Source organism: Micromonospora sp. HB375 (assembly GCF_017872985.1).
Classification (GTDB): Bacteria; Actinomycetota; Actinomycetes; order Mycobacteriales; family Micromonosporaceae; genus Micromonospora; species Micromonospora chalcea.
The window spans coordinates 5,964,203-5,985,977 of sequence record NZ_JAGGJO010000001.1 but is presented as its reverse complement, the minus strand read 5'-3'; the positions used below and the strand labels follow the sequence as shown (position 1 = coordinate 5,985,977).

Genomic DNA, 21,775 nt, shown 5'->3' with positions numbered 1-21,775 from the left:
GGGTGGATCGGGAGCAACAGGGCGAAAGGGCGCCTCAGTTGCGGACCGCCGCCTCGTCCTCGACGTACAGCACGCACCACACCACCTTGCCGTCGGGCAGCGGAGTGCTGCCCCAGCGCCGGGCCACCGTGTCGATGAGCAGCAGCCCGCGCCCGCCCAGCGCGTCCGCCGCCGCCGGACCCGCGTACGCGGGCTGCCCGGCCGAGTGGTCGCGGACGGCCACGTGCAGCGCGTTGCCGCGCGGCGCCAGCCGGAGCGTCATCGGGGTCAGCGCGTGCGCCACCACGTTGTTGACCATCTCGGTGACCGCGATGCAGGCCGGTTCGACCAGCTCCGGCAGGCCCCACCGGAGGCACCCGGCGGAGACCAGCGACCGTGCCTCGCGCGCGGCCTCGACCACCGGGGGCAGTTCGACGCCGAGCGGGTCCGGCGGCGGGTCCGGCGGCGTGGCGTCCGGGTCGAGCAGCATCTCGCTGGCCGGCCAGTCGGACACCGCCCGGCAGACCTCGTCCAGCGCGTCGCGGGCCAGCGGGTCGGCGATACGCACCCCGGACAGGTCCACGAGCAGCAGGCCGGGGCGCTGCCACAGCCGGGCCAGCAGCGCGTCCCGCACGGCCTCCACCTCGGCCCGGTCGAGCACGCCGGTCAGCCGGACTCTCGCGGAGGAATCGTCGGTCTCCACCAGGCAACGCGCATCCGTCGGCATGATCGCCCCATTGTGCACCTCGGCCGCCGCCCGCGCACCGGTCCGGTCGGCGGGACTCACGGCCGGCCCGTCCGGGACCGGCGGCTGATCGCCGCCGCCGTGCCGACAGCGGTGCCGGCCGCCAGACCGACGGCCGCGGTGAGCCGCAGCAACTGACCCCGCCGCCCGGACCAGCCGTCGGTCCGCTCCGCCGCCGCGCCGGGGGTGAAGACGGCGCCGGTGGAGTCGGCGCGTACGCCGGGCCCGAACTGGGTGCGCGCGGTGTACCAGCCCATCACCCGCTCGGCCAGCGCCGGGGCGAGCCGCCACTGGAGCCCGATCAGCCGGGCCGCGCCGCCCGCGTACGCCTCCCGCCGGGGCCGGCGCAGCAGTTTCACGATCGTCTCGGCGACCATCTCCGGCGGGTACACCGGCGGTGGCGGGGTCAGTTCCCGGCCGGTGTGGTTGGCCGCGTGCCGGAAGAACGGCGTGTCGATGGTGGCCGGCAGCACCGTGCAGATCGAGATGTTGCCCCGCCCGGTCACCCGCAGCTCCTGCCGGACCGTGTCGGCCAGGCCGCGGATCGCGTGCTTCGTGGCGTTGTACGCCGACTGGTACGGCATCGCCACCTCGGCCAGCACCGAGGCGTTGTTGACCAGCACCCCGCCACCGGCGGCGGTCAGCCAGGGCAGCGCCGCGCGTGTCCCGTACACGGCCCCCAGCAGGTTCACGTCCACCACCCGGCGGAACTCGGCCACCGGGATCTCGTCGAACAGTCCCACGGTGCCGACCGCCGCGTTGTTGACCCAGGCGTCGATCCGGCCGAACTCGGCCACCGCCCGCGCCGCGAGCTGCTCCACCGCCTCCGGGTCGGTCACGTCGGTGGGCACCACCAGGGCCCGTCCGCCCAGTTCCCGGCAGCTCGCCGCCACCCGGCGCAGCGCCGACCCGGTCCGGGCGGCGAGCACCACGTCGGCGCCCCGCTGGGCCAGCGCGTACGCGGTCGCCGCGCCGATCCCGCTGGAGGCGCCGGTGATGACGACCGTGGCGTCGGAGAGGCTGCGGGTTAGCGGCATTCTCCGGCGGTACCCCCGGACCGCCCGGTCATGCCGACCGATTTCGACGGTGATCGGGTTCGGTCGGCCGTCCCGCTCGCGGGACAGCGGTGGCCCGGTGACCCCGATCTGCCAGGTTTGGGCGCGCCGGACCTGGGTTAATGGGACGCTCTGACCGGAGACCCCGCTACGCGAGAAACGCATGGAGGTGCACCATGCGCGTCGGCCTTGTATGCGCGCACGCCGGCTCGTCCACCGACGGTCCCACCGTCGGGACGCAGGAGCACATTGCGCGCGTGGCGGCGGAGCTCGCCGCCCGGGGCCACGACGTCCGCGTGTACGAGCGCCGTGCCGCCGCCGCCCAGCCCGCCCTGACCGAACTCGACGGCTACCGGGTGGAACGTGTGCCGGTCGGCCCGCCCGACGTGCTCTCCACCGCCGAGCTGGTGCCCTTCGTCGCCGAGTACGGCCGCTGGCTGGCCGGGCAGTGGGCCGGTGACTGGACCCCCGACGTGGTGCACGGCCACTACTGGATCGGCGGGCTGGCCGCCGCCCATGCGGTACGCGCCACGGACATCCCGGTGGTGCAGACGTTCCACTCGCTCGGCGTCGAGCAGCTGCGGCACCTCGGGCCCCGGTACGGCGGCCCGGGCGAGCGCATCCCGCTGGAACGGGCGCTGACCCGGGCGGTGGACGTGGCGGTGGCCCAGTGCAACGACGAGGTGGACGAGCTGACCCGGATGGGCCTGCAGCGCACGTCGGTGGCGATGGTGCCGACCGGGGTGGACACCGGCCAGTTCCATCCGGACGGCGAGGCGGCGCCCCGCGACCAGCGGGCCCGGATCCTCTCCGTCGGCGGGCTCGCCCCCGGACACGGGCAGGACGACCTGATCCGGGCGATGCGGCTGGTCGGCGACGCGGAGCTGGTGATCGCCGGCGGCCCGCCGGCCGAGCGGCTGGACGGGCACGCCGAGGCGCGCCGGCTGCGGGAGCTGGCCGAGCGGGCCGGGGTGGCGGAGCAGGTGAAGCTGGTCGGCGCGGTGCCGCACGACCAGATGGCGACCTGGTACCGCTCCGCCGACGTGGTGGCCTGCACGCCGCACTACGCGTCGGCCGGGCGGGTGTCGCTGGAGGCGATGGCCTGCGGCGTGCCGGTGGTCGGTTACGCCATGGGCGGCATCGCCGACGCGGTGGTGGACGAGGTGACCGGCAAGCTGGTGCCGCCCGGTGACGTACGCACGCTCGGGGTCACGCTGCGCCGGCTGCTGTCGGACAACGCCGGGCGGTTCGCGTACGGGCACGCCGCGGTGGACCGGGTCCGGTGCAGCTACACGTGGGAACGTACCGCCGCCGCGCTGGAACGTCTCTACGAGCGGGTGATCGGGCGTCGCCGCCCGGCCACGCCGATCGAGCCGACGCCGGTCGAGGTGACGCCGCCGGTCGAGGTGGCCGTCTCGGAACGGGGACCGGTCGAGGCGGCCTGAACCGGCACCATCCCGGCGCCCACTATCGCCTTCTGGCGGGCGCTGGCGTGGTGGTGCTGCGGTTCGGCGTACCGGGTCAGGCCGACCACCGCCGCAAGCGTGACCAGGAAGCCCAGACCGGCCAGCCACTCCCGGCCGGGCCAGATCTTGTCGTTGAGCAGCAGCAGGCCGACGATCGCCGCGGGCACCGCCCCGGCGGCGTCCATCGCGGCCACCGCCGCCGTGGTCGACCCGCGCTGCATGGCCAGGCCGAGCAGCAGCTGGCCGATGACCGAGTGGACGATCAGCAGGTAGAGCAGCGGGTCGCGGACGAACGCCTCCACCGATCCGGCCGAGGCGAGCGGGCGCGCCGCCACCGCGGCGGCGGAGAACGCCATCCCGGCCAGCGAGCCGAGCACCACCGACCCGAGCGCGCCGTGCAGCCGGGCGGCGAAGAACCCGGACCCGGCGATCGCGAACACCGCCACCGCCAGGCCGACCAGCCCGGCGGTGCCGAGCTGCCGCGACGGCGCCGGCTGGGCCGACAGCACCAGCGCGGTGATGCCGGCGAACAGCAGCACCAGCAGCACCACCTCGGCGGCCGGCAACCGCCACTTGAGCACCAGCACGCCGAGCACGGCGGTCACCCCGAGCCCGGCCGCCACGCTCGCCTGCACCAGGAACAGCGGCAGGTCGCGGCGGGCCAGGAACGCCAGCACGAAGCCGACCACCTGGCAGGTCAGGCCGATCAGGTACGTCCGGTGCCCGGCCAGGCGCAGCAGCAGCCCCGGGTCGAACGTGTGGTGCACGGTTGTCCGCGCCGCGGCGACCGACTGGAGAAGGTTGGCGAAGCCGTACGCGACGATCATCGCTGCCAGGAAGCACCAACCGGAGGAAACCACCTGGCGAGGATAGAGGCTCTTCCCGGTTCAGCGCTCGGCTGGACGGCCGAGCCGGGCCAGGATGTCGTCGTGCAGCGCGCCGTTGCTGGCCACGGCGCTGATGTCGGCGGAGTCCGCGCCCGCCGGGGCCGGCCGGCCGGCCAGATCCGTGATCACGCCACCCGCCTCGGTGACGATCGGCACCAGCGCGGCGATGTCCCACAGCGACAGCTCCGGCTCCACCATCACGTCCAGCGCGCCCTCGGCCAGCAGCATGTAACCGTAGAAGTCGCCGTACGCGCGGCTGCGCCAGGTGTCCCGCATGAGCTGGAGGATCGCGTCCAGCCGGCCGGCCTGCTCCCACCCGGTCAGCGACGAGTAGCAGATGCTCGCGTCGCCGAGCGCGGTGACGCCGGAGACCCGGATCGGCGTGCCGTCCGCCGGTCCGGCGCCGGCGAACGCGCCCGCGCCGAGCGCGCCCCACCAGCGGCGGCCCAGCGCCGGGGCGGAGACCAGGCCGAGCACCGGCCGGTCGTGCTCCAGCAGCGCGATCAGGGTGGCCCAGACCGGTACGCCCCGGACGAAATTCTTCGTGCCGTCGATCGGGTCGATCACCCAGCGCCGCCCGTCCGGCCCGGCCGGCGGCTGCTCGCCGTACTCCTCGCCGAGCAGGCCGTCGCCGGGACGGTGGGTGGCCAGCAGCGCGCGGATCTCCCGCTCCACGGCGGTGTCCGCGTCGGAGACCGGGGTCAGGTCCGGCTTCGACTCGACGCGCAGGTCCAGCGCGCGGAACCGGGCCGAGGAGACCGCGTCCGCGGCGTCGGCGAGCAGGTGGGCGAGGGCGAGATCGTCGGCGTACCCGGTCATGACGGACACGCTAGTGGCGTGACCACGACCGTCGGTCGTCGGGGCGTCACCCGAGCGCTGTCACCGCCTCAGTCGGGGCCGACCAGGAGGACGAAGGTGCGTGCCAGGCCGAAACGGTCGGTGCGCGGCCAGTCCAGAGCGGCGAGCGCGGCGGCGGACGGCTCGTGCCGCCGGCCGTTGATCCGCACCTCGCACTCGGTGACGTCACCACCCTGGCCGACCAGCATGCGAACGCCGTTGAGATGTGGACGGTCCAGCCCGGCCGCGATCACCGGCGCCAGGGTCGACCACGGCATCGCCTCGGCGAACCACTCCTGCTTGTGCTGCGATCCGTCGGCGGACCATCCGGTCACGCCGCCGACGATCGCATGCCAGCCGGCGAACCCGCCCTTGTCGCCCGACCTGAAGTGGCTCGCCAGCCGCCCTCGCTGCTCGATCATCTCCAGGACCGTCACCAGGCAGGTCTCGATCCACGCCCCGATCGCCTGACGGGCCGCCTCGACCGGGTCGGCCGCCAGGCCGAGCGTGCAGTCGACGATCGTCGGCACGTCCGGCCGGTCCGCGTTCAGCAGGAGCTCCAGGTCCAGGTGGCGGTAGTCGTCGCTGTCCGGCGGAAGGACCCGGACGCCCAGCGATCCCGACCGCAGCATCGGCCCGTCGGTCATCCGCCACTCGCCACCCACCTCGGCGAGCATCGGCGCGGCCAGCTCCAGCACCCGCTCGGCGGGCAGAGGCCGTGGGGTCGGCCGGGGATCGATCATGGTGGGTCAGCGTACCGGCGAGGCCCGGCGCCGTGGGCCCGGCCGGCGACGCCGGTCAGGACCCGGCGAGCGGATCGCCGGGGTTGCGCTCCGGCTCGCGCGGGTCGCCCTCGCCGCTGCGGGAGGCCAGCAACCGGCGGTACGAGGCGAGCCGGCGCGCGTCCGCCTTCCCGGCGGCCACCCAGGCGTCCAGCGCGCAGTCCGCCTCGTCGGCGGTGTGCGGGCAGTTGGCCGGGCAGTCCACCGTCGCCTCGACGAGGTCCGGGAAGCCGTGCAGCAGGCTCTCGGCGGACACGTGGGCCAGCCCGAAGCTGCGTACCCCCGGGGTGTCGACGATCCAGCCGGTGTCGCCGTCGGCGCCGGGCTCGGCGGGCAGCCGCAACGCCACCGCGCTGGTCGAGGTGTGCCGGCCCCGGCCGATCGCGCTGACCGTGCCCACCGCGCGTGCGGCGTCCGGGACCAGGCGGTTGACGAGCGTCGACTTGCCCACGCCGGAGTGGCCCACCATCACCGACACCCGGCCGGCGAGCAGCGCCCGCAGCGCGGCCAGGTCGGAGTCCGGGCGGATCAGCACGTACGGCAGCTCCAGCTCGGTGTAGTAGCCGAGCACCGCCTCCGGGCCGCCCAGGTCGGCCTTGGTGAGGCAGAGCAGCGGCTCGATGTCGGCGTCGTACGCGGCCACCAGGCAGCGGTCGATGAACCCGGTACGCGGCGGCGGGTCGGCGAGCGCGCTGACGATCACCAACTGGTCGGCGTTCGCCACCACCACCCGTTCCAGCCGCCCCTCGGCGGTGGTCTCGTCGTCGTCCGCGGTACGCCGCAGCACCGAGGTCCGTTCGGCGATGCGCACGATCCGGGCCAGCGCGCCCGGCGCGCCGGAGGTGTCCCCGACCAGACCCACCCGGTCACCCACCACCACCGACTTGCGTCCCAGCTCGCGGGCGCGCATGGCGGTGACGAGCGGGGCATCCGGCCCGGCCCCGGGCAGCACGCAGGTGTAGCGGCCCCGGTCGACGGCGATGACGAACCCGTCGACGGCGTCGGCGTGCCGGGGGCGGGTGCGCGTACGCGGCCGCGACGACCGGCCCGGTCGGACCCGGACGTCGTCCTCGTCGTACTCGCGCCGCTTCGTCGCCAGGACGTCCCCCCGCTGTCAGTTCTTGCCGGTCACCATCCCCGACCATAGTGCCGGGAACTCCGGCATGGTCTTGGAGGTGCACGCCACGTCGTCGACCTCGATGCCGGGGACGGCCAGCCCGGCCACCGCGGCCGCGTGCGCCATCCGGTGGTCGGCGTACGTGCGGAACGTCCCGCCGCGCAGCGGGCGGGGCCGGATGTCCAGCCCGTCGGGGGTCTCGGTGATGTCCGCGCCGAGCGCGGTGAACTCCTTGGCGAGTGCGGTGACCCGGTCGGTCTCGTGGCCCCGGATGTGGCCGATGCCGGTGAGCCGGGACGGGCCGTCGGCCAGCAGCGTGAGCGCGGTCAGCACCGGGGTCAGCTCGCCGACGTCGGAGAGGTCGGCGTCCAGCCCGCGTACCGTGCCGGTGCCCCGCACGGTCAGGCCGTCGGTGCCGAGCGTCACCTCGCCGCCCATCCGGTGCAGCAGCTCCCGCAGCCGCTCGACCGGCTGGAGGCTGCTGCGCGGCCAGTCCTGCAACGTCACCTCGCCGCCGGTGACCAGCGCGGCGGCGAAGAACGGCGCGGCCCCGGAGAGGTCGGGTTCGATCTCCCAGCCCCGCCCGGACAGCGGGCCCGGCTCGACGGCCCAGACGTCCGGCGTGGTGTCGTCCACCGCGGCGCCGGCGGCGCGCAGCATCTGCACCGTCATCCGCAGGTGCGGCGCGGACGGGACCGGGGGACCCTGGTGCCGGACCACCACGCCCCGGTCGAACCGGGGCGCGGCCAGCAGCAGCCCGGAGACGAGCTGGCTGGACGCGGAGGCGTCGATGACCACGTCGCCGCCGGTCACCTGCCCGGCGCCGAGCACGACGAGCGGCAGGCTGCCCGTCGGCGGGGTGTCGATGCGGACGCCGAGCGCCCGCAGCGCGCCGATCAGCGGGCCGAGCGGGCGGGTGCGGGCGTGCGGGTCGCCGTCGAACGTGACCCGGCCGGCGGCCAGCCCCGCCACCGGCGGCAGGAAGCGCATCACCGTGCCGGCCAGGCCGACGTCGACGTGCGCCGGCCCGGCGAGCGGATGCGGGCGGACCAGCCAGCGGTCGTCGTCGGAGATGGACATGTGCGCGCCCAGCTCGCGCAGGCCGCCGGCCATCAGCTCGGTGTCCCGGGCGCGCAGCGGCCGGGCCAGTGTCGACGGCCCGCTGGCCAGCGCGCCGAGCACCAGGGCCCGGGCGGTCATCGACTTGGAGCCGGGCAGGCGCAGTGTCGCGGCGACCGGGTCGCTGGCGGTCGGCGCGGTCCACGGTTGCGGCTGACGGGTAGCGATCGGATTCCCCACGGTCACATTCTGCCAAGTTCCCGGCCCGGTGGAACCGTCCGTGGCCGCTGCTCCCGTTGGGCGGGACAGCCGAAACGTCCGGATGGGGCTAGCGTGGGCGCCATGTGCGGGAGGTACGCCACGACCCGGAGCGCCGGTGACCTGAGCGCGCTGTTCTCCTCGGCTGACGAGACCGGCGGGGTGGCGCCGGACTTCAACGTCGCCCCGACCGATCCGGTGCCGCTGGTCCGGCTCGCTCCGGAGGGGCACCGGCTGCTCTCCCTGGGCCGCTGGGGGCTGTTGCCGGGGTGGTCCCGCAGCGCCGCCGGCGCCGCCCGCATGATCAACGCGCGGGCCGAGACGGTCGCGACCAGCCGGGCGTACGCGCCGTCGTTCGCCCGGCGCCGGTGCCTGGTGCCGGCCGACGGGTGGTACGAGTGGGTCCGGCTCGCCGGTGGCGGGCGGCAGCCCTACTTCATGACGCCCCGGGACGGCTCGGTGCTCGCCTTCGCCGGCATCTGGTCGGTGTGGGAGTCGGCCGGGGTGGCCCGGCTCACGTTCAGCGTGCTCACCACCGCTGCGGTCGGCGAGCTGGCCGAGGTGCACGACCGGATGCCGCTGCTGCTGGCGCCGGATCGCTGGGCGGATTGGCTCGGCCCCGCCGACGACCCGGCCGGGTTGCTCGCGCCGCCCGACGCCGGCCTGCTCGCCGGGCTGGAGATCCGCCCGGTCTCCCGGGCGGTCGGCGACGTCCGCAACGACGGTCCCGAGCTGATCGCGCGGGTGTCTCCGGAGGGCGTGGAGGCGGTCTCCGGGCCGACCCTGTTCTGATCACGCTCCGCCACATCGACGCGCCCCGTTTGCCGGGGTTGCGCCGGAAAAGTCGCCCGGACGTTCAGTCAGTTTCATTGAAGACTCTTGTCCTTACGTATGCGAATGCGATAGAACACAGCGCCGGTGATGGGCGTTGGTTCGCACGGGGCGACGACACCCATCGATCTTGCTGAAAGATCTCTGCCGGTCCCACGGGGGAGGTGGGTGTATTGACACGGGCACGCATGCCCCGCCCGCACGAGGTCGCCGCGGCACGGCGCGACCCACGACTGCTGCGGGCTCTGCACGAACGACGCCAGGACGAGGCGTGGCGCACCAGAGGCACCTGTCAGAACGTCGATCCGGAGACGTTCTTCCCGGCGCCGAACGAGCCGGCCGACGCGGCGGTGGCGCTCTGCCGCACGTGCGACGTCCAGGGCTCCTGCCTGGCCTGGGCGCTGGAGGTGGGCGACTGCCACGGCGTCTGGGGCGGCACCACGCCGCGCGAGCGCCGAGCCATGCTCGTGGCCTGGCGCAGCGAGGTCCAGCCCGACCCGGACGCGATCGACGACGCCGGCCCGCCGGTGCGTGACCGCCTGCTCACCCTGGTGCCGCTGAGCTGATCCCTCGTCGCCCGTGGCCTGTTCGCAGGTCACGGGGGACGACCGGTTCGGCCCGTCCCGGCGCTGCCGGCCGACCGGCACGCGCAGAATGGGCCGGTGCGGCACGACGACGAGTTCGACACACCCCGAGGACGGGCCCGGTTCCGCTTCCACCCGCCCGCAGACGGCGCGACAGTGCTGGTGCTGGGCCACGGGGCAGGCGGCGACGTGGACGCGCCGGACCTCACGGCGGTCCGGGACGCGGTGCGCGACGCCGGGGCCGGGGTGGCCCTGGTGACCCAGCCGTACCGGGTCGCCGGGCGGCGCGCGCCCGCTCCCGCCGGGCACCTCGACGAGGCGTGGACGGCGGTGCTGGCCGAGCTTCGCCGGCGCGCCCCGCAGGTGCGCGTCTGGGTGGTCGGCGGCCGGTCCAGCGGCGCCCGGGTGGCCTGCCGCACCGCCGCCGCCGTCGGGGCGGCCGGAGTCGTCGCGCTGGCGTTCCCGCTGCACCCGCCGGGCCGGCCGGAACGCTCCCGGGCCGCGGAACTGCTCACCGGGCTGCCCACGCTCGTGGTCAACGGCGACCGGGACCCGTTCGGCGTGCCCGAACCCGGCCCGGGGATCGAGGTGGTGGTCCGGCCGGGACAGCGGCACGACCTGCGGGGCGACCCGGCCGGCACGGCCGCCGTGGTCCGGGACTGGCTGCGCGTACACGGATGGTTGTCCTGAGCGACGGCGCGCGCCGTGACCGTCGCCCGCGGCGGGTCGTTGCACCGGTTGGTGCCGGCCGCCCGGTTCGGGTGCGCCGGGGCCACCCTCCCAGGCCCTTCCTGGTCCCAGCGGCGGTCGCGGCCGCCGCCGGGGCCAGGATCGGGTGGGACCGGTGGAATGCCGCACCCCGTACCTCGCGTTACCTCCCTGTGGACGACGACAGTGCCAGCGCGAGGGGGGTGACCGGTGCCGATACAGACACGGAGCCGGGAACGGGACGAACGGGACGAGCGGCAGCTCAGGCGGCTGCTCGACGCGCCGGAGTGGCCCGCGGCGTCGGTCGTGAGCACCGGCACAGACTCCGGAAGTGAATCTGCCGGAAAGTGGGTACGCGTATCCTCAGCGGGAAAGCATCCGACGCGAGGGGATGTGCGGTTGACCACCGAGAAGACGGACGAGCGCAGGGCCCGCTTCGAGCGGGACGCTATGCCCTTCGTCGACCAGCTCTACGCCGCCGGTCTGCGGATGACCCGCAACCCGGCCGACGCGGAGGACCTGGTTCAGGAGACGTACCTGAAGGCGTACGCCGCCTTCCACCAGTTCGAGCAGGGCACGAACCTGAAGGCCTGGCTCTACCGGATCCTGACCAACACCTACATCAACACCTACCGTAAGCGGCAGCGGCAGCCCATTCAGGCGCCGACCGAGGAGATCACCGACTGGCAGCTCGCCGAGGCCGAGTCGCACACCTCCAGCGGCCTGCGCTCGGCCGAGACGGAGGCGCTCGACCGGCTCCCGGACAGCGACGTCAAGGAGGCCCTCCAGCAGTTGCCGGAGGAGTTCCGCCTGGCCGTCTACCTGACCGACGTCGAGGGCTTCTCCTACAAGGAGGTCGCCGACATCATGGGCACGCCGATCGGCACCGTGATGTCCCGTCTGCACCGTGGCCGACGTAATCTGCGGAAGCTGCTCGAGCAGTACGCGGCGGAGCGCGGTTTCAGCGCCGCCTCGTCGAAGAAGGGTTCGACCGCCGCCGCCAGCCGGGAGGTGTGACCGTGAGCTGTGGACAACCGCACGAGACGGACTGCCGCGAGGTGCTCGCCGAGGTCTACCTCTACCTCGACCTGGAGTGCGGCGAGGAGCGCCGGCTGCTGATCCGGCACCACCTGGACGAGTGCGGGCCGTGCCTGCGCGAGTACGGCATCGAGCAGGAGGTCAAGGCGCTCGTGGCCCGGTGCTGCGGCAACGACTCGGCGCCGGAGAAGCTGCGTGAGCGGCTGCGTCTGCGGCTGACCGAGCTGGTGGTCTTCGAGACCACCGAGTCCCGCGAACTGGCCGACTGAACAAGCGACGGAACGGCCCGGGTCCGAATGATCGGACCCGGGCCGTCACGCGTTTCCGGCAGGTGCCGCGCTGCTCCCGATGATCAGGAGTTGGGGCGCTTGCCGTGGTTGGCGCTGCTCTTCTTCCGGGCCTTCTTCTTGCGGGCCTTCTTCGCCATGCTCTGCCTCCTTGTGCTGGTCACGGTTCCGTCCGCGGCTGGCCGCGGCGGAGGTCGCGGTGTGGCTCCCCGGCTCGCCGGTGGCCGACCCGCACGATGCTAGTGCCGACGCAGCCCGCCGGAGCGCGGTGGGGCGCATCGCGTGCCCGGTGGTGCGCGGCCCGGCGTGACCGGCGTCATGATTGGATACCGTTCGCAGGACTGTCGGGGAGTCGTCGGGGAGAGGGAGGGCCGGAAGATGGCCGAGGAGATCCGCGCCGAGATGGTGGCGAACGTCTGGAAGGTCGTGGTGTCGGCCGGCGACACCGTGTCCGAGGGCGACACGCTCGTCATCCTGGAGTCGATGAAGATGGAGATCCCGGTGGTCGCCGAGTCCGACGGCGTGGTGCAGCGCCTCGCCGTCAACGAGGGAGACGTGGTGCAGGACGGCGACCTGATCGCGGAGATCGGTTGACCGCCCTGCTGGTGCGCCGCGCCGAGCCGGCGGACTTCCCGGCCGTGGCGCGGCTGACTGTGGCCGCGTACGAGGCGGACGGCCAGCTCAAGGACGAGAGCGGGTACGCGCCGGTGCTCGCCGACGTGGCCACCCGCGCCCAGACCGGCGAGGTGCTGGTGGCCGTCGACGACACCACCGGCCAGGTGCTCGGCGCGGTGACGTTCGTGCTGCCCGGCACCCCGTACGCCGAACTCGCCGGCCCGGGCGAGGCGGAGTTCCGGATGCTCGCGGTGGATCCGGCCGCGCAGGGCCGGGGCGCCGGCGCCGCGCTCGCGGCCGCGTGCGTGACGCGCGCGACGGAGCTGGGCTGCACGGCGGTGGTGATCTGCGTACGCGCCGGGATGGCGGCGAACGCGCACCGCCTCTACGAGCGGCTCGGGTTCGTCCGGCTGCCGGAGAAGGACTGGTCGCCGCTGCCCGGCATCGACCTGCTCGGTCTGCGGCTGGACCTGACCGCGGCGGGCTGAACCGGCTCAGCCCTGGCCGGTCTCGCCGATCTTGGCGAGCAGCTCGTCGGCCACCTCGAGCGCGATCCGCTTCCGCTCGTCGTCGGTGATGCCGGGCGCGCGGACCGCGAACCAGCTGGTGTGCACCGCGAACAGCGTCAGCGTGGCGCGCAGCTGGGCGGCCGGCGAGTCGTCACCCCGGCACAGCTCGTGGGCCAGCCGCATCATCCGGTCCCGCATCTGCTGGCCGGCGACCAGGCTCTTGAGCACCGTCTGGTTCTGCTCGAAGAAGCGCATCACCTGGGGCAGGTCGCCGGCGAACATGCTGTCGGCGTACCGCCCGAGCAGGGCGCGCCGGGTCGCCAGGGTGGGTGGCTGGTCGGCGGCCCAGGCGATCAGCTCGTCCATCCGGCGCAGCCGGTCGTCGACGAAGCTGGTGACGATCTCGTCCTTGCTCTTGAAGTGGTAGTAAAGCGCCGCCTTCGTGACGCCGAGCCGCTCGGCGATCTCCCGCAGTGACGTCTTCTCGTAGCCCTGCTCGGTGAAGAGTTCCAAGGCGACGGCCTGGATGCGCTGCCGTGTGCCTCCTGTGGTCTCCCTCACCAGCCGACTTCCTTCCAATCCGCTTGACGTCCGACCTTCATCAGCTTACCGTCCGGCTAGTAAGTCAACTAGCCGGGCGGCAAGTAAGTTGATCACATGATCTGCGGGGGAGCCTACCGATGAGTCAACAAGCCCCGGTCGTCGCGAGACCGAACATCCGCGTCGTCCTGTTCGGCCTGATGATCGCGATGATGCTCGCGATGCTCGACAACATGATCGTCAGCACCGCGCTGCCGCGGATCGTCTTCGAGTTCGGGGGCGCCGACCACTTCACCTGGGTGGTCACCGCGTATGTGCTGGGCACTACTGTCTCCACGCCGATCTGGGGCAAACTCGGCGACCTCTACGGACGCAAGGCCGTCTTCCTCACCGCCGTCGTCGTGTTCCTGGTCGGCTCGGCGCTGTGCGGCATGTCCGGCTCCGGCGTCTTCGGCGGCGCCGACAGCGGCATGATCGAGCTGATCGCGTTCCGCGCCGTGCAGGGCCTCGGCGCCGGTGGCCTGATGGTCGGCGTCATGGCGATCATCGGTGACCTGGTGCCGCCCCGCGAGCGGGGCCGCTACCAGGGCATGATCGCCGGCATCATGGCCATCGCCATGGTCGCGGGGCCGCTGGTCGGCGGCTTCATCACCGACAACCTCTCCTGGCGCTGGGCGTTCTACGTCAACCTGCCGCTGGGCGGCGTGGCGCTGCTGGTCCTGGCCACCACCATGCACCTGCCGAAGTACCGTACCGAGCACAAGATCGACTGGCTGGGCGCGGCGCTGCTGTCCGTGGGCATCACCGCGATCGTGCTGGTCACCACCTGGGGCGGCAACCAGTACGACTGGGCCTCGCCGCAGATCCTCGGCCTCGCCGTGCTGGCGGTGGCCGCGCTCGGCGTGTTCGCTCTCGTCGAGCGGCGCGCGCCCGAGCCGATCCTGCCGCTGAGCCTGTTCGCCAACCGCAACTTCGCGCTGATCTCGGTGATCGGGTTCCTGCTCGGCTTCGCCATGTTCGGCGCGATGAACTTCCTGCCGCTCTACCAGCAGACCGTCCAGGGCGCCTCGGCCACCAACAGCGGCCTGCTGCTGCTCCCGCTCATGTTCGGCATGCTCGTGGTCTCGCTCGTGGTCGGCCGGACGATCACCAAGACCGGCCGCTACCGGGCCTTCCCGATCGTCGGCGGCGTCGTGATGGCCGCCGGGATGGGCCTGCTCAGCCTGCTCGACGTGGACACCAGCAAGGCGCAGTCCTCGCTCTACATGGTCGTGCTCGGCGTCGGCATGGGCTTCCTGATGCAGACCTCGATGCTGATCGCGCAGAACAGCGTCGAGCAGAAGGACCTCGGCGCCGCCAGCGGCGCCGCCACGTTCTTCCGGTCCATCGGCGGCTCGTTCGGCGTCTCCCTCTTCGGCGCGATCTTCGCCAACCGTCTCGCCGACTCGGCGGCCGGCCCCGCGTTCGCGGGCTCGGGTGGCGGCGAGGGCGGCGCGATGAACCTGGAAGCCCTCAAGAAGCTCACCGGCCCGATGCGCGAGGCGGTGCTCGGCGGCCTCGCCGACGCCATCTCGCACGTCTTCTTCTGGGCGGTCCTCTTCACCGTGGCCGTGCCGGTGCTCGCCTGGTTCATCAAGGAGGTGCCGCTGCGCGCGACGAACGACGTGCGGCCGGCCGGCCCCACGCCGGAGGACGAGGCCGAGGCCGCGCTCGGCAAGGCCCCCGTCGCCTGACTCACCCGCCGCGGCCCCGCGCCCCCACCCCGGGGGTACGCGGGGCCGCCGCGTCTCCACTCCAGCGAGGCACCCGGTGCCTTCCGCCCGCTGCCCGCCACATCGGGGGAGTGGTGGGGTCGGAGGGCAGTTGATCGCGCCACCTCGGCGAAGTGGCGGCGCTCGGCTGGGTGGTGGGGGCCGGGGAGCCGGCCGGAAATGGGGCCCCGGAACGGTCCCGGCGCTCAGCCTCTGCGGAACAGGGCGGTGAGGCGTCGCCAGAGGCGGCGCAGCGGGCCTCCGCCGGCGCCGGCGATGAGCGAGTCGGCGGTGGCGCGGGCGGCCGGGTCGAGGGCCGGGGTCGCCCGCGCCAGATAGGCGAGCGACACCGCCACCGGGGTACGCCGGGCGGCGCCGGATGCCACCTCGGTGAGCCGCCCGGCCACCACGGCGGCCACGTCGGCGCGGGTGGCCGGGTCCACCCAGGCGGCGGTGACCAGGGCGAACAGCGCCGCCTCGGCGGCCGGGCCGGGAACGGTGGCCAGTTCGTGCAGCACCCGCCGCCGGGTCGACGACTCCCACGGCTCGTCGGTGCGGTGGTGCAGCAGGCCGAGGCAGGCCCAGACCTGCGCGCAGCGTCTCCACAGTGCCGGGTCCTGCCCGCCGAGCACGCGGCCCAGCGCGGTGGCGGGTGCCTCCGGCGGGTGCGCCAGCAGCGCGAGCAGGTCGGCGAGGTCCAGTGTGGCCAGCCCGACGGCGGCGTCGTACGCGGCCGGGGGGTGCGCCCACGCCGGGTGCGCCAGGTGCTGGAGGCGGCGTACCGCGGCTGCCGAGGGGGCGGGCCCGTCGGGGGACGGGAAATCGTCGTCTGCCGGTGTGACCTGACCCAGCCAGGGCCGCCCCCGGCAGCATTCGGCGAGGTCGCCGTGCTCGTGCGTGTCGTCCGGATGTTCCCGGACGAAATCGGCGAGCGCCACCAGGTGGTCCACGTCGCCGTCGCGCAGGTAGCGCAGCCGGTGCGCGGTGTGCACGGCGCAGTCGAAGGTGGGGTCCTTCGCCAGCGCCCGGTCGATCCAGCCCAGCGCCGCGTCGAGCCGGCCGTTGTCGGCGAGCGTGCCGGCGATGTCCGCGTAGACGGCGAGGTCGTCGGGGTCGCGCGCGACAGCCCGTTCCAGCGCCGCCAGCGCCTCGCCGGTGCGGCCGGCGCTGCGGTACGCGTACCCGAGCCACACCTCGCCGAGTTTGGTGGGCTGTGCGCGTACCCCCCGGGTGGCCCAGGTGACGGCGAGGGTGACCTCGCCGAGGCGCCGGGCCAGCGCGGACGCCGCGCCCAGCAGCAGCGGGTGGGCCGGATGCACGGTGATCGCGTTGCGGGCCAGCGTGAGGTACGGCGCCAGCGGCTCGCGCAGCCGGCGCGGCGCGGGGTCGGGCGCCGCCGCGCAGACCTGCATGAGGATCCGGGCGGTGCGTTCGGGGTCGAGGCGTTCCGGCAGGTCGGTGGCGGTCACCCAGGGTACGGCGGCCCACGGCGCGGCGGGCGCGTAGCCGGTGGCGGCGGCCAGCAGGTCGAGCCCTTCGGCGGGCCGGCCGGCGGCGGCGAGCAGGTGCGCGCGGGCCACCACGGCGCCGACGAACGCCTGCTGGCCGAGCGGGAAGAGGTCCAGGTCGCCGCCGCTGGCCGCGTCCAGCCGGGCGAGCGCTTCGTGCGCCTCGGGCAGCGTGGGGGAGCGGACCAGCGCGGCGGCGATGTGGTCGGCGGCGTGCCGCAGGTCGCCCTCGCCCAGCGCCAGCCGGGCCAGCGCGAGTTCCTCCTCCGCCGAGAGCGCGGCGTCGTCCTCGGGCACGTCGTCCTTCCGCCGGTCGGGGTCGGTCAGCCGGGCAAGCCTAGGGGATCTTCCGTCAATTAGTGATCCACTGCGCACTCCTGCTCGTTGCGTTGATTGAGGCTGCTGAAACGTGCAAGACTGAGCATCGAACGCGCGAGAAACGCGCAGAAGGAGGTCTGGAGTGACGCGAGCAGGGGCCGGTATGGCCGCCGACATCGACGAGCAGCCGGCCGGTTACGAGCGTCTGCTCTCCGCCGAGCACGCCGCGGCGATCGCCGAGGTCGCGGCCGTCGTCGCGCAGCGGCGCCCCCGGCACGTGGTGTTCACCGCGCGGGGCACCTCCGACCACGCCGCGCTCTACGCGGCCTACCTGACCGAGATCCGCCTCGGACTGCCCGCCGGACTGGCCTCGCCCAGCGCGATCACCGTCTTCGGCGCCCGGCCCGACCTCTCCGACGCGCTCGTCGTCGGCGTCAGCCAGAGCGGCGGCTCGCCCGACCTCGCCGAAGTGCTGCGGGTTGCCCGCGCCTCCGGCGCGCTCACCCTGGCCGTCACCAACAACCCCGGCTCGCCGCTGGTCGAGACCGCCGAGCTGAGCGTGGACATCGCCGCCGGCCACGAGCGGGCGGTCGCCGCCACCAAGACCTACACCGCCGAACTGCTCGCGCTGCTCATGCTGATCGAGGGGGTACGCGCCGGCGACGGCGTGCTGCCCGCCGAGGAGCGCGCCGCGCTGAGCCGGCTGCCCGAGCTGGCCGCGCAGACGCTCGCCGACGACACCCCGGCCCGGCTCGCGCCGCGCTACCGGTTCGCCGCCCAGCTCGTCACCACCGGCCGGGGGTACGCGTACCCGACCGCGCGCGAGGCGGCGCTGAAGCTGATGGAGACCTCGTACCTGCCGGCGCTCGCCTTCTCCGGCGCCGACCTGCTGCACGGCCCGCTCGCCATGACCGACCCGGACGTACCGGTGCTCGCCGTCGTCGGCTCCGGCCCCGGCGGCACGTCGATGCGCGAGGTGCTGCCCCGCCTCGGCGAGCGCCGCGCCGACGTGGTGGTGGTCGGCTCCGCCGAGGTCGGCGAGACCCGGATGGCGGTGCCCGAGGTCGACGAGCGGTACGCGCCGCTGCTCGACATCCTGCCGCTGCAACGGCTCGCCCTGGCCCTGGCGCTGGCCCGGGGCGAGGACCCGGACGCGCCGCGCGGCTTGAAGAAGGTCACGGCGACGATGTGAGGCCCGGCGTGGCACGCTGTGTGGCGTGTCCACCCTCCGTGACCTCGCCGAGGAGCACACCGCGCTCCGCCCGGCCGACATCGACCACCTGCACCGGATCGCCGGCGACTGGCAGCTGCTGTCCGACCTGTCCTTCGCCGACCTGCTGCTCTGGGTGCCGGTGGACGGCGACGGCACGTTCCTCTGCGTGGCCCAGGTCCGTCCCACCACCGCCCCGACCGCCTACCTGGACGACCAGGTCGGGCGGATCGTCGGCGGGGCCGAGGTGGCCCACCTGGAGGTGGCCTACCGGCAGGGACGGATCTGGCGCGAGGGCGACCCGGTCTGGTACGGCGACGTCCCGGCCCGCCACGAGGCGATCCCGGTCCGGCTGCGCACCGGCGACGGTGAAGCCGGCGAGGTGATCGCCGTGGTGGGCCGGGACACCAACCTGTCCACCGCGCGCACCCCGAGCCAGCTGGAACTGAACTACCTCACCACCGCCGACGACCTGGCCCAGATGATCGCCGACGGCACGTTCCCGCCGCCCCGGCACCCCGGCGAGACCACGTCGGCCCCCCGGGTCGGCGACGGCCTGGTGCGGCTCGACGCCAACGGCAAGGTCACCTACGCCAGCCCGAACGCCCAGTCCGCGTACCGCCGCCTCGGCTACGCCTCCCACCTGGTCGGCGAGGACCTGGCCAAGCTGCACCGCCGGCTCGCCGGCGACCCCCTCGAAGGCACCGACGCGGGCAACGCCGTGCTCGCCGCGCTGCGCGGCGAGGCGCCGCCCCGGCGGGAGATCGACGCCCGCGGCGCGACCATGCTCACCCGGGCGCTGCCGCTGATGCCCGCCGGAGTGCCGATCGGCGCGCTGGTGCTGGTCCGCGACATCACCGAGGTACGCCGCCGCGACCGCGCCCTGATCACCAAGGACGCCACCATCCGGGAGATCCACCACCGGGTGAAGAACAACCTCCAGACCGTCGCCGCGCTGCTGCGCCTGCAGGCCCGGCGGGTCTCCATGCCCGAGGCCCGGGTCGCGCTGGAGGAATCGGTACGCCGGGTCGCCTCGATCGCGCTGGTGCACGAGACGCTCTCCATGTCCAGCGACGAGGCGGTCGAGTTCGACGGCATCGTGGACCGGGTGGCCAGCGCCGCCACCGAGGTCGCCGCCACCGAGGTGAGCGTCGGCATGCGCCGCCGCGGCACGTTCGGCGTCCTGCCCGCCGAGATCGCCACCTCGCTGGTGATGGTGCTCAACGAGCTGCTGCTCAACGCCGTCGAGCACGGTTTCCCGTCGGCCGAGGAGGAGGCGGCCGCTCCTCCTGTGGACGTGCCCCGGCCGGAGGCGGGGGTTTCCGCGCCCCGGCCCGAGGTTGTGGTCTCCGCGCACCGGGCGCGCAAGCAACTGCACGTCACGGTGACCGACAACGGCCGGGGGCTGCCCGAGCAGTTCGACGCCGAGCGCGGCGGCAACCTGGGCCTGCAGATCGTCCGGGCGCTGGTCACCGGCGAGCTGCGCGGCACCATCGAGCTGCGTAACGGCGCCGACGGCGGCACCGAGGCGGCCATCGTCGTACCGCTGGCCCGCGGCACCACCGACCGCCTCACCGGACGAGCAGGGCCACTGTGATCCCCGGACGCGGCCACACCTGCCGCACCGTGTAGCCCGCGCGCAGCGCGTCGCCCTTCGCACCCGGCACCGCCGCCAACGGGTCCGCGCGTCGGCCGGTGACCACCAGCCACACCCGGTCCACCCCGGCCAGGCACCGCGCCGGGTCGTCGCACTCCACGGCCCAGAGGCTCGCGTCCTGACGCTGGTCGCGGACCACCAGCACGTCGCGTGGCAGCCTCGACCCCAGGTGGTACGCCATGCCGAGATCCGGGAACAGCCAGCCGTCCCGGGGCGAGTAGACGATCGCGTCGCCCGGCCGCTGCCCGGCGCGGATGATCCCGGCCGCGCCCGCGTAGTCGACGGGTGCGCTGCGCGGCCACTCGTGGGTGCGGCGCAGCGCCGCCTGATCGGGCAACCCGAGCAGCCCGGCCAGGACCACCACCGCGATTCCCGCCGCGACCCGTCCGCGCGGCGACGTCGGCCCTTGCTCTGCTTCCGTGGGCGCGGCAGTGCGGCCGGCTGCGGCGGGTGTCGCCGTGCGCGCTGGTCCAGCGGGCGTTGCTTCAGCGGGCGCCGGTTCAGCGGGCGTTGCTTCAGCGGGCGTTGCTGTTGCCGGCGTTCGGGCCGGTGCGGGAGTGACCCGCGCGGCAGCCAGCGCGGCGCCGGCCAGTACGCAGGCGAACGGCACGGTGAAGACCAGGTAGCGGGTCACCCAGAGCGGCACCATCGTTCCGGCGGCGAACATCAGCAGCACCGGCAGCAGCACGGCGGCGGCCGGCAGCAGCGCCCGGCGACCCAGCCGGGCCACGCCGAGCGCCGCGAGCGCGAGCACGAAACCGCCGACGACGCCGCTCTGCGCCAGCGCACCTGGTAGCGCCGCCAGGTCGGGCAGGCGCGCCGGGTCGACCCAGTCGAGCTGTCGACCGCGCTGCCCCCGGGCGACGAGTGCCAGTGGGGTGACGAGCACGACGGCCGGCACCAGCGCCAGCAGCCACCCGGCCAGCGTCTCCCGAGCCTCGCCGGTCACGTTCTGCGGTTCCGCTTCCGGCGCGTCCGTGCCATGCTCCCTGCTCCCGGGATGCGGTGACACCCGTGGCGTTCCACCGGCGTTCGATCTCGTGGCTGGGTGGAACGCCGTGGGTGTCTGCGGGGCGTCGTGACACCCTTGGTGTTCCACTCGCGCTCGATCTCGTGGCTGGGTGGAACGCCACAGGTGTCTGCGGCGTGGCCGGCTCGCGTCGGGCATCTGGGCTCGGGACTGGCCGGGCCGATCGACGACCCCCGCAGGGCCATGTGCGGCGGTCAGCAGCACCACCACGGCGTGCGCGGCGAGCAGGGTGAGCGCGACCAGGTGGAGCAGGCCGAGCGCGGCGACCGCAGCGGCGTACCCGGCCCAGCGTCGCCAGGTCGGCCGGCGCAGCGCCTCGACCAGCAGCAGCGTGGCCAGCACGGCGAGCAGCGTGGCTAGGGCGTACGGGCGGGCCTCCTGCCCGTACCTCGAGGTGACCGGCAGGACCGCGAACAGCAGTCCGGCCAGCAGCCCGGCGCGACGGCCGACCAGCACCGCGCCGAGGCGGGCGGTGAGCGCGGCGGCCACGGCCATGGCGAGCGCGGAGGGCAGTCGCAGCGCCGTCGGCGACGTGCCGGCAATCGCCGTCCAGCCGTGCATGAGCAGGTAGTACGGCCCGGTGGCGGCGTCGATGGTGCGGGTCATCCGGGCCAGGTCGGATAGCGGGCGGGTGGCCGCGCTCCAGGTGGCCAGCTCGTCCCGCCACGGCTGGGCGTGCCCGATCCCGGCCAGCGTCACCACGAGCGTGAGCAGCCCCGGCGTCACCCACACCGCCCAGCCGGGAAGGGCGCGAACAGACGCGGGCCCGAACCTCCTCACCCCCGCAGCGTCACACGCCCGCTCCCGCTCACCCCCCAGCTCCCCCATTTCCCACCCACCCGGCCCACCCCACCCCACCCCACCCCACCCCGGCCCCCGCCCCGTCGATCATGAGGTTGACGGCACTCACCGTCCCTTTTGCCCCCGCCAACTTCATGATCAACGGTGCGGTGGCGGGGGTGGACGGGAACCGGCGGTGTCGACCAAGGAGATTGCGGCCTGAT

General features: G+C 74.3%; 22 protein-coding genes. 11 read left to right on the top strand and 11 right to left on the bottom strand.

The window, feature by feature from the left end:
- Nucleotides 1–34 precede the first annotated feature (34 nt).
- Both J3R08_RS26455 and J3R08_RS26450 read right to left on the bottom strand, forming a co-directional pair.
- Nucleotides 35–706: an ATP-binding protein gene (locus J3R08_RS26455; protein WP_051611585.1), complete on the bottom strand. Its 672-nt coding sequence runs from the start codon at nt 704–706 to the stop codon at nt 35–37.
- Between the two features lie 56 nt (nt 707–762).
- The gene (locus J3R08_RS26450) at nt 763–1,761 is read right to left on the bottom strand and encodes an SDR family oxidoreductase (protein ID WP_043328486.1); all 999 of its coding nucleotides are present in this window, start codon (nt 1,759–1,761) and stop codon (nt 763–765) included.
- 194 nt (nt 1,762–1,955) lie between these two features.
- On the opposite strand from J3R08_RS26450, the gene J3R08_RS26445 reads away from it, so the two are divergent.
- Nucleotides 1,956–3,224: a glycosyltransferase gene (locus J3R08_RS26445; protein WP_209963111.1), complete on the top strand. Its 1,269-nt coding sequence runs from the start codon at nt 1,956–1,958 to the stop codon at nt 3,222–3,224.
- On the opposite strand, the gene J3R08_RS26440 is transcribed toward J3R08_RS26445, so the two are convergent.
- The 5 genes from J3R08_RS26440 to aroA form a co-directional block, all read right to left on the bottom strand.
- Complete coding sequence (locus tag J3R08_RS26440; RefSeq protein WP_176722743.1) at nt 3,107–4,072, bottom strand: hypothetical protein; 966 nt, start codon at nt 4,070–4,072, stop codon at nt 3,107–3,109. The two genes, J3R08_RS26445 and J3R08_RS26440, sit on opposite strands and share 118 nt — an antisense overlap.
- 60 nt (nt 4,073–4,132) lie before the next feature.
- On the bottom strand, nt 4,133–4,951 hold the full coding sequence (gene hisN / locus J3R08_RS26435; RefSeq protein ID WP_064447890.1) for a histidinol-phosphatase: 819 nt from the start codon (nt 4,949–4,951) through the stop codon (nt 4,133–4,135).
- Between the two features lie 68 nt (nt 4,952–5,019).
- Nucleotides 5,020–5,712 (bottom strand): DUF6348 family protein, encoded by a 693-nt coding sequence (locus tag J3R08_RS26430; protein ID WP_043328492.1) that lies wholly within the window; start codon nt 5,710–5,712, stop codon nt 5,020–5,022.
- Between the two features lie 55 nt (nt 5,713–5,767).
- A complete protein-coding gene (gene rsgA / locus J3R08_RS26425) occupies nt 5,768–6,661 on the bottom strand; it encodes a ribosome small subunit-dependent GTPase A (RefSeq protein ID WP_231915597.1) in 894 nt (297 codons plus the stop codon).
- Nucleotides 6,662–6,865: 204 nt separating this feature from the next.
- A complete protein-coding gene (aroA, locus tag J3R08_RS26420; protein WP_209963109.1) occupies nt 6,866–8,167 on the bottom strand; it encodes a 3-phosphoshikimate 1-carboxyvinyltransferase in 1,302 nt (433 codons plus the stop codon).
- A gap of 102 nt (nt 8,168–8,269) precedes the next feature.
- Between aroA and J3R08_RS26415 the strand changes: the two genes are divergently transcribed.
- From J3R08_RS26415 to rsrA, 5 genes are all read left to right on the top strand, one after another.
- On the top strand, nt 8,270–8,977 hold the full coding sequence (locus J3R08_RS26415; RefSeq protein WP_104114250.1) for an SOS response-associated peptidase: 708 nt from the start codon (nt 8,270–8,272) through the stop codon (nt 8,975–8,977).
- A gap of 212 nt (nt 8,978–9,189) precedes the next feature.
- Nucleotides 9,190–9,582, top strand: coding sequence for a WhiB family transcriptional regulator (locus tag J3R08_RS26410; RefSeq protein WP_030503699.1), 393 nt, complete (start codon nt 9,190–9,192; stop codon nt 9,580–9,582).
- Nucleotides 9,583–9,678: 96 nt separating this feature from the next.
- On the top strand, nt 9,679–10,290 hold the full coding sequence (locus J3R08_RS26405; protein ID WP_209963108.1) for an alpha/beta family hydrolase: 612 nt from the start codon (nt 9,679–9,681) through the stop codon (nt 10,288–10,290).
- 228 nt (nt 10,291–10,518) lie between these two features.
- Entirely contained in the window at nt 10,519–11,325 is an 807-nt protein-coding gene (locus J3R08_RS26400; RefSeq protein WP_043328498.1) for a sigma-70 family RNA polymerase sigma factor, read from the top strand.
- Between the two features lie 2 nt (nt 11,326–11,327).
- Entirely contained in the window at nt 11,328–11,615 is a 288-nt protein-coding gene (rsrA, locus tag J3R08_RS26395) for a mycothiol system anti-sigma-R factor (RefSeq protein ID WP_043330951.1), read from the top strand.
- A gap of 83 nt (nt 11,616–11,698) precedes the next feature.
- Here the strand turns inward: rsrA and J3R08_RS32895 are convergent, their stop codons facing one another.
- Nucleotides 11,699–11,773, bottom strand: coding sequence for a 50S ribosomal protein bL37 (locus J3R08_RS32895; RefSeq protein ID WP_369752275.1), 75 nt, complete (start codon nt 11,771–11,773; stop codon nt 11,699–11,701).
- A 238-nt stretch (nt 11,774–12,011) separates the two neighbouring features.
- Here J3R08_RS32895 and J3R08_RS26390 point away from each other — a divergent pair, with 238 nt between their 5' ends.
- Both J3R08_RS26390 and J3R08_RS26385 read left to right on the top strand, forming a co-directional pair.
- Nucleotides 12,012–12,227: a biotin/lipoyl-binding carrier protein gene (locus tag J3R08_RS26390; protein WP_043328500.1), complete on the top strand. Its 216-nt coding sequence runs from the start codon at nt 12,012–12,014 to the stop codon at nt 12,225–12,227.
- A complete protein-coding gene (locus J3R08_RS26385; protein WP_064447885.1) occupies nt 12,224–12,736 on the top strand; it encodes a GNAT family N-acetyltransferase in 513 nt (170 codons plus the stop codon). The genes J3R08_RS26390 and J3R08_RS26385 overlap by 4 nt, the downstream gene beginning before the upstream one ends.
- Nucleotides 12,737–12,742: 6 nt before the next feature.
- Here the strand turns inward: J3R08_RS26385 and J3R08_RS26380 are convergent, their stop codons facing one another.
- A complete protein-coding gene (locus J3R08_RS26380) occupies nt 12,743–13,318 on the bottom strand; it encodes a TetR/AcrR family transcriptional regulator (RefSeq protein ID WP_064447884.1) in 576 nt (191 codons plus the stop codon).
- Between the two features lie 119 nt (nt 13,319–13,437).
- Between J3R08_RS26380 and J3R08_RS26375 the strand changes: the two genes are divergently transcribed.
- The gene (locus J3R08_RS26375; protein WP_064447883.1) at nt 13,438–15,030 is read left to right on the top strand and encodes an MDR family MFS transporter; all 1,593 of its coding nucleotides are present in this window, start codon (nt 13,438–13,440) and stop codon (nt 15,028–15,030) included.
- 224 nt (nt 15,031–15,254) lie between these two features.
- Here the strand turns inward: J3R08_RS26375 and J3R08_RS26370 are convergent, their stop codons facing one another.
- On the bottom strand, nt 15,255–16,853 hold the full coding sequence (locus tag J3R08_RS26370) for a tetratricopeptide repeat protein (protein ID WP_209963105.1): 1,599 nt from the start codon (nt 16,851–16,853) through the stop codon (nt 15,255–15,257).
- A gap of 184 nt (nt 16,854–17,037) precedes the next feature.
- Between J3R08_RS26370 and J3R08_RS26365 the strand changes: the two genes are divergently transcribed.
- Nucleotides 17,038–18,066, top strand: coding sequence for an SIS domain-containing protein (locus J3R08_RS26365; RefSeq protein ID WP_069087353.1), 1,029 nt, complete (start codon nt 17,038–17,040; stop codon nt 18,064–18,066).
- 25 nt (nt 18,067–18,091) lie between these two features.
- Nucleotides 18,092–19,681 carry a PAS domain-containing sensor histidine kinase gene (locus tag J3R08_RS26360; RefSeq protein ID WP_064447882.1) on the top strand — a complete coding sequence of 530 codons (1,590 nt, stop codon included), beginning with the start codon at nt 18,092–18,094 and terminating at the stop codon, nt 19,679–19,681.
- Here the strand turns inward: J3R08_RS26360 and J3R08_RS26355 are convergent.
- Nucleotides 19,656–21,599: a glycosyltransferase family 39 protein gene (locus tag J3R08_RS26355; protein WP_374102392.1), complete on the bottom strand. Its 1,944-nt coding sequence runs from the start codon at nt 21,597–21,599 to the stop codon at nt 19,656–19,658. The two genes, J3R08_RS26360 and J3R08_RS26355, sit on opposite strands and share 26 nt — an antisense overlap.
- Between the last annotated feature and the right edge of the window lie 176 nt (nt 21,600–21,775).

What these genes read in the sequence shown, in the direction of transcription:
- J3R08_RS26445 (WP_209963111.1), top strand. Translation starts at nt 1,956, where the DNA reads ATGCGCGTCGGCCTTGTATGCGCGCACGCCGGCTCGTCCACCGACGGT.
- J3R08_RS26440 (WP_176722743.1), bottom strand. Translation starts at nt 4,072, where the DNA reads ATGATCGTCGCGTACGGCTTCGCCAACCTTCTCCAGTCGGTCGCCGCG.
- J3R08_RS26430 (WP_043328492.1), bottom strand. Translation starts at nt 5,712, where the DNA reads ATGATCGATCCCCGGCCGACCCCACGGCCTCTGCCCGCCGAGCGGGTG.
- J3R08_RS26415 (WP_104114250.1), top strand. Translation starts at nt 8,270, where the DNA reads ATGTGCGGGAGGTACGCCACGACCCGGAGCGCCGGTGACCTGAGCGCG.
- J3R08_RS26355 (WP_374102392.1), bottom strand. Translation starts at nt 21,599, where the DNA reads ATGGGGGAGCTGGGGGGTGAGCGGGAGCGGGCGTGTGACGCTGCGGGG.
- rsgA (WP_231915597.1), bottom strand. Translation starts at nt 6,661, where the DNA reads ATGCGCGCCCGCGAGCTGGGACGCAAGTCGGTGGTGGTGGGTGACCGG.
- J3R08_RS26390 (WP_043328500.1), top strand. Translation starts at nt 12,012, where the DNA reads ATGGCCGAGGAGATCCGCGCCGAGATGGTGGCGAACGTCTGGAAGGTC.
- hisN (WP_064447890.1), bottom strand. Translation starts at nt 4,951, where the DNA reads ATGACCGGGTACGCCGACGATCTCGCCCTCGCCCACCTGCTCGCCGAC.
- J3R08_RS26375 (WP_064447883.1), top strand. Translation starts at nt 13,438, where the DNA reads ATGAGTCAACAAGCCCCGGTCGTCGCGAGACCGAACATCCGCGTCGTC.
- J3R08_RS26455 (WP_051611585.1), bottom strand. Translation starts at nt 706, where the DNA reads ATGCCGACGGATGCGCGTTGCCTGGTGGAGACCGACGATTCCTCCGCG.
- J3R08_RS26365 (WP_069087353.1), top strand. Translation starts at nt 17,038, where the DNA reads ATGGCCGCCGACATCGACGAGCAGCCGGCCGGTTACGAGCGTCTGCTC.
- J3R08_RS26450 (WP_043328486.1), bottom strand. Translation starts at nt 1,761, where the DNA reads ATGCCGCTAACCCGCAGCCTCTCCGACGCCACGGTCGTCATCACCGGC.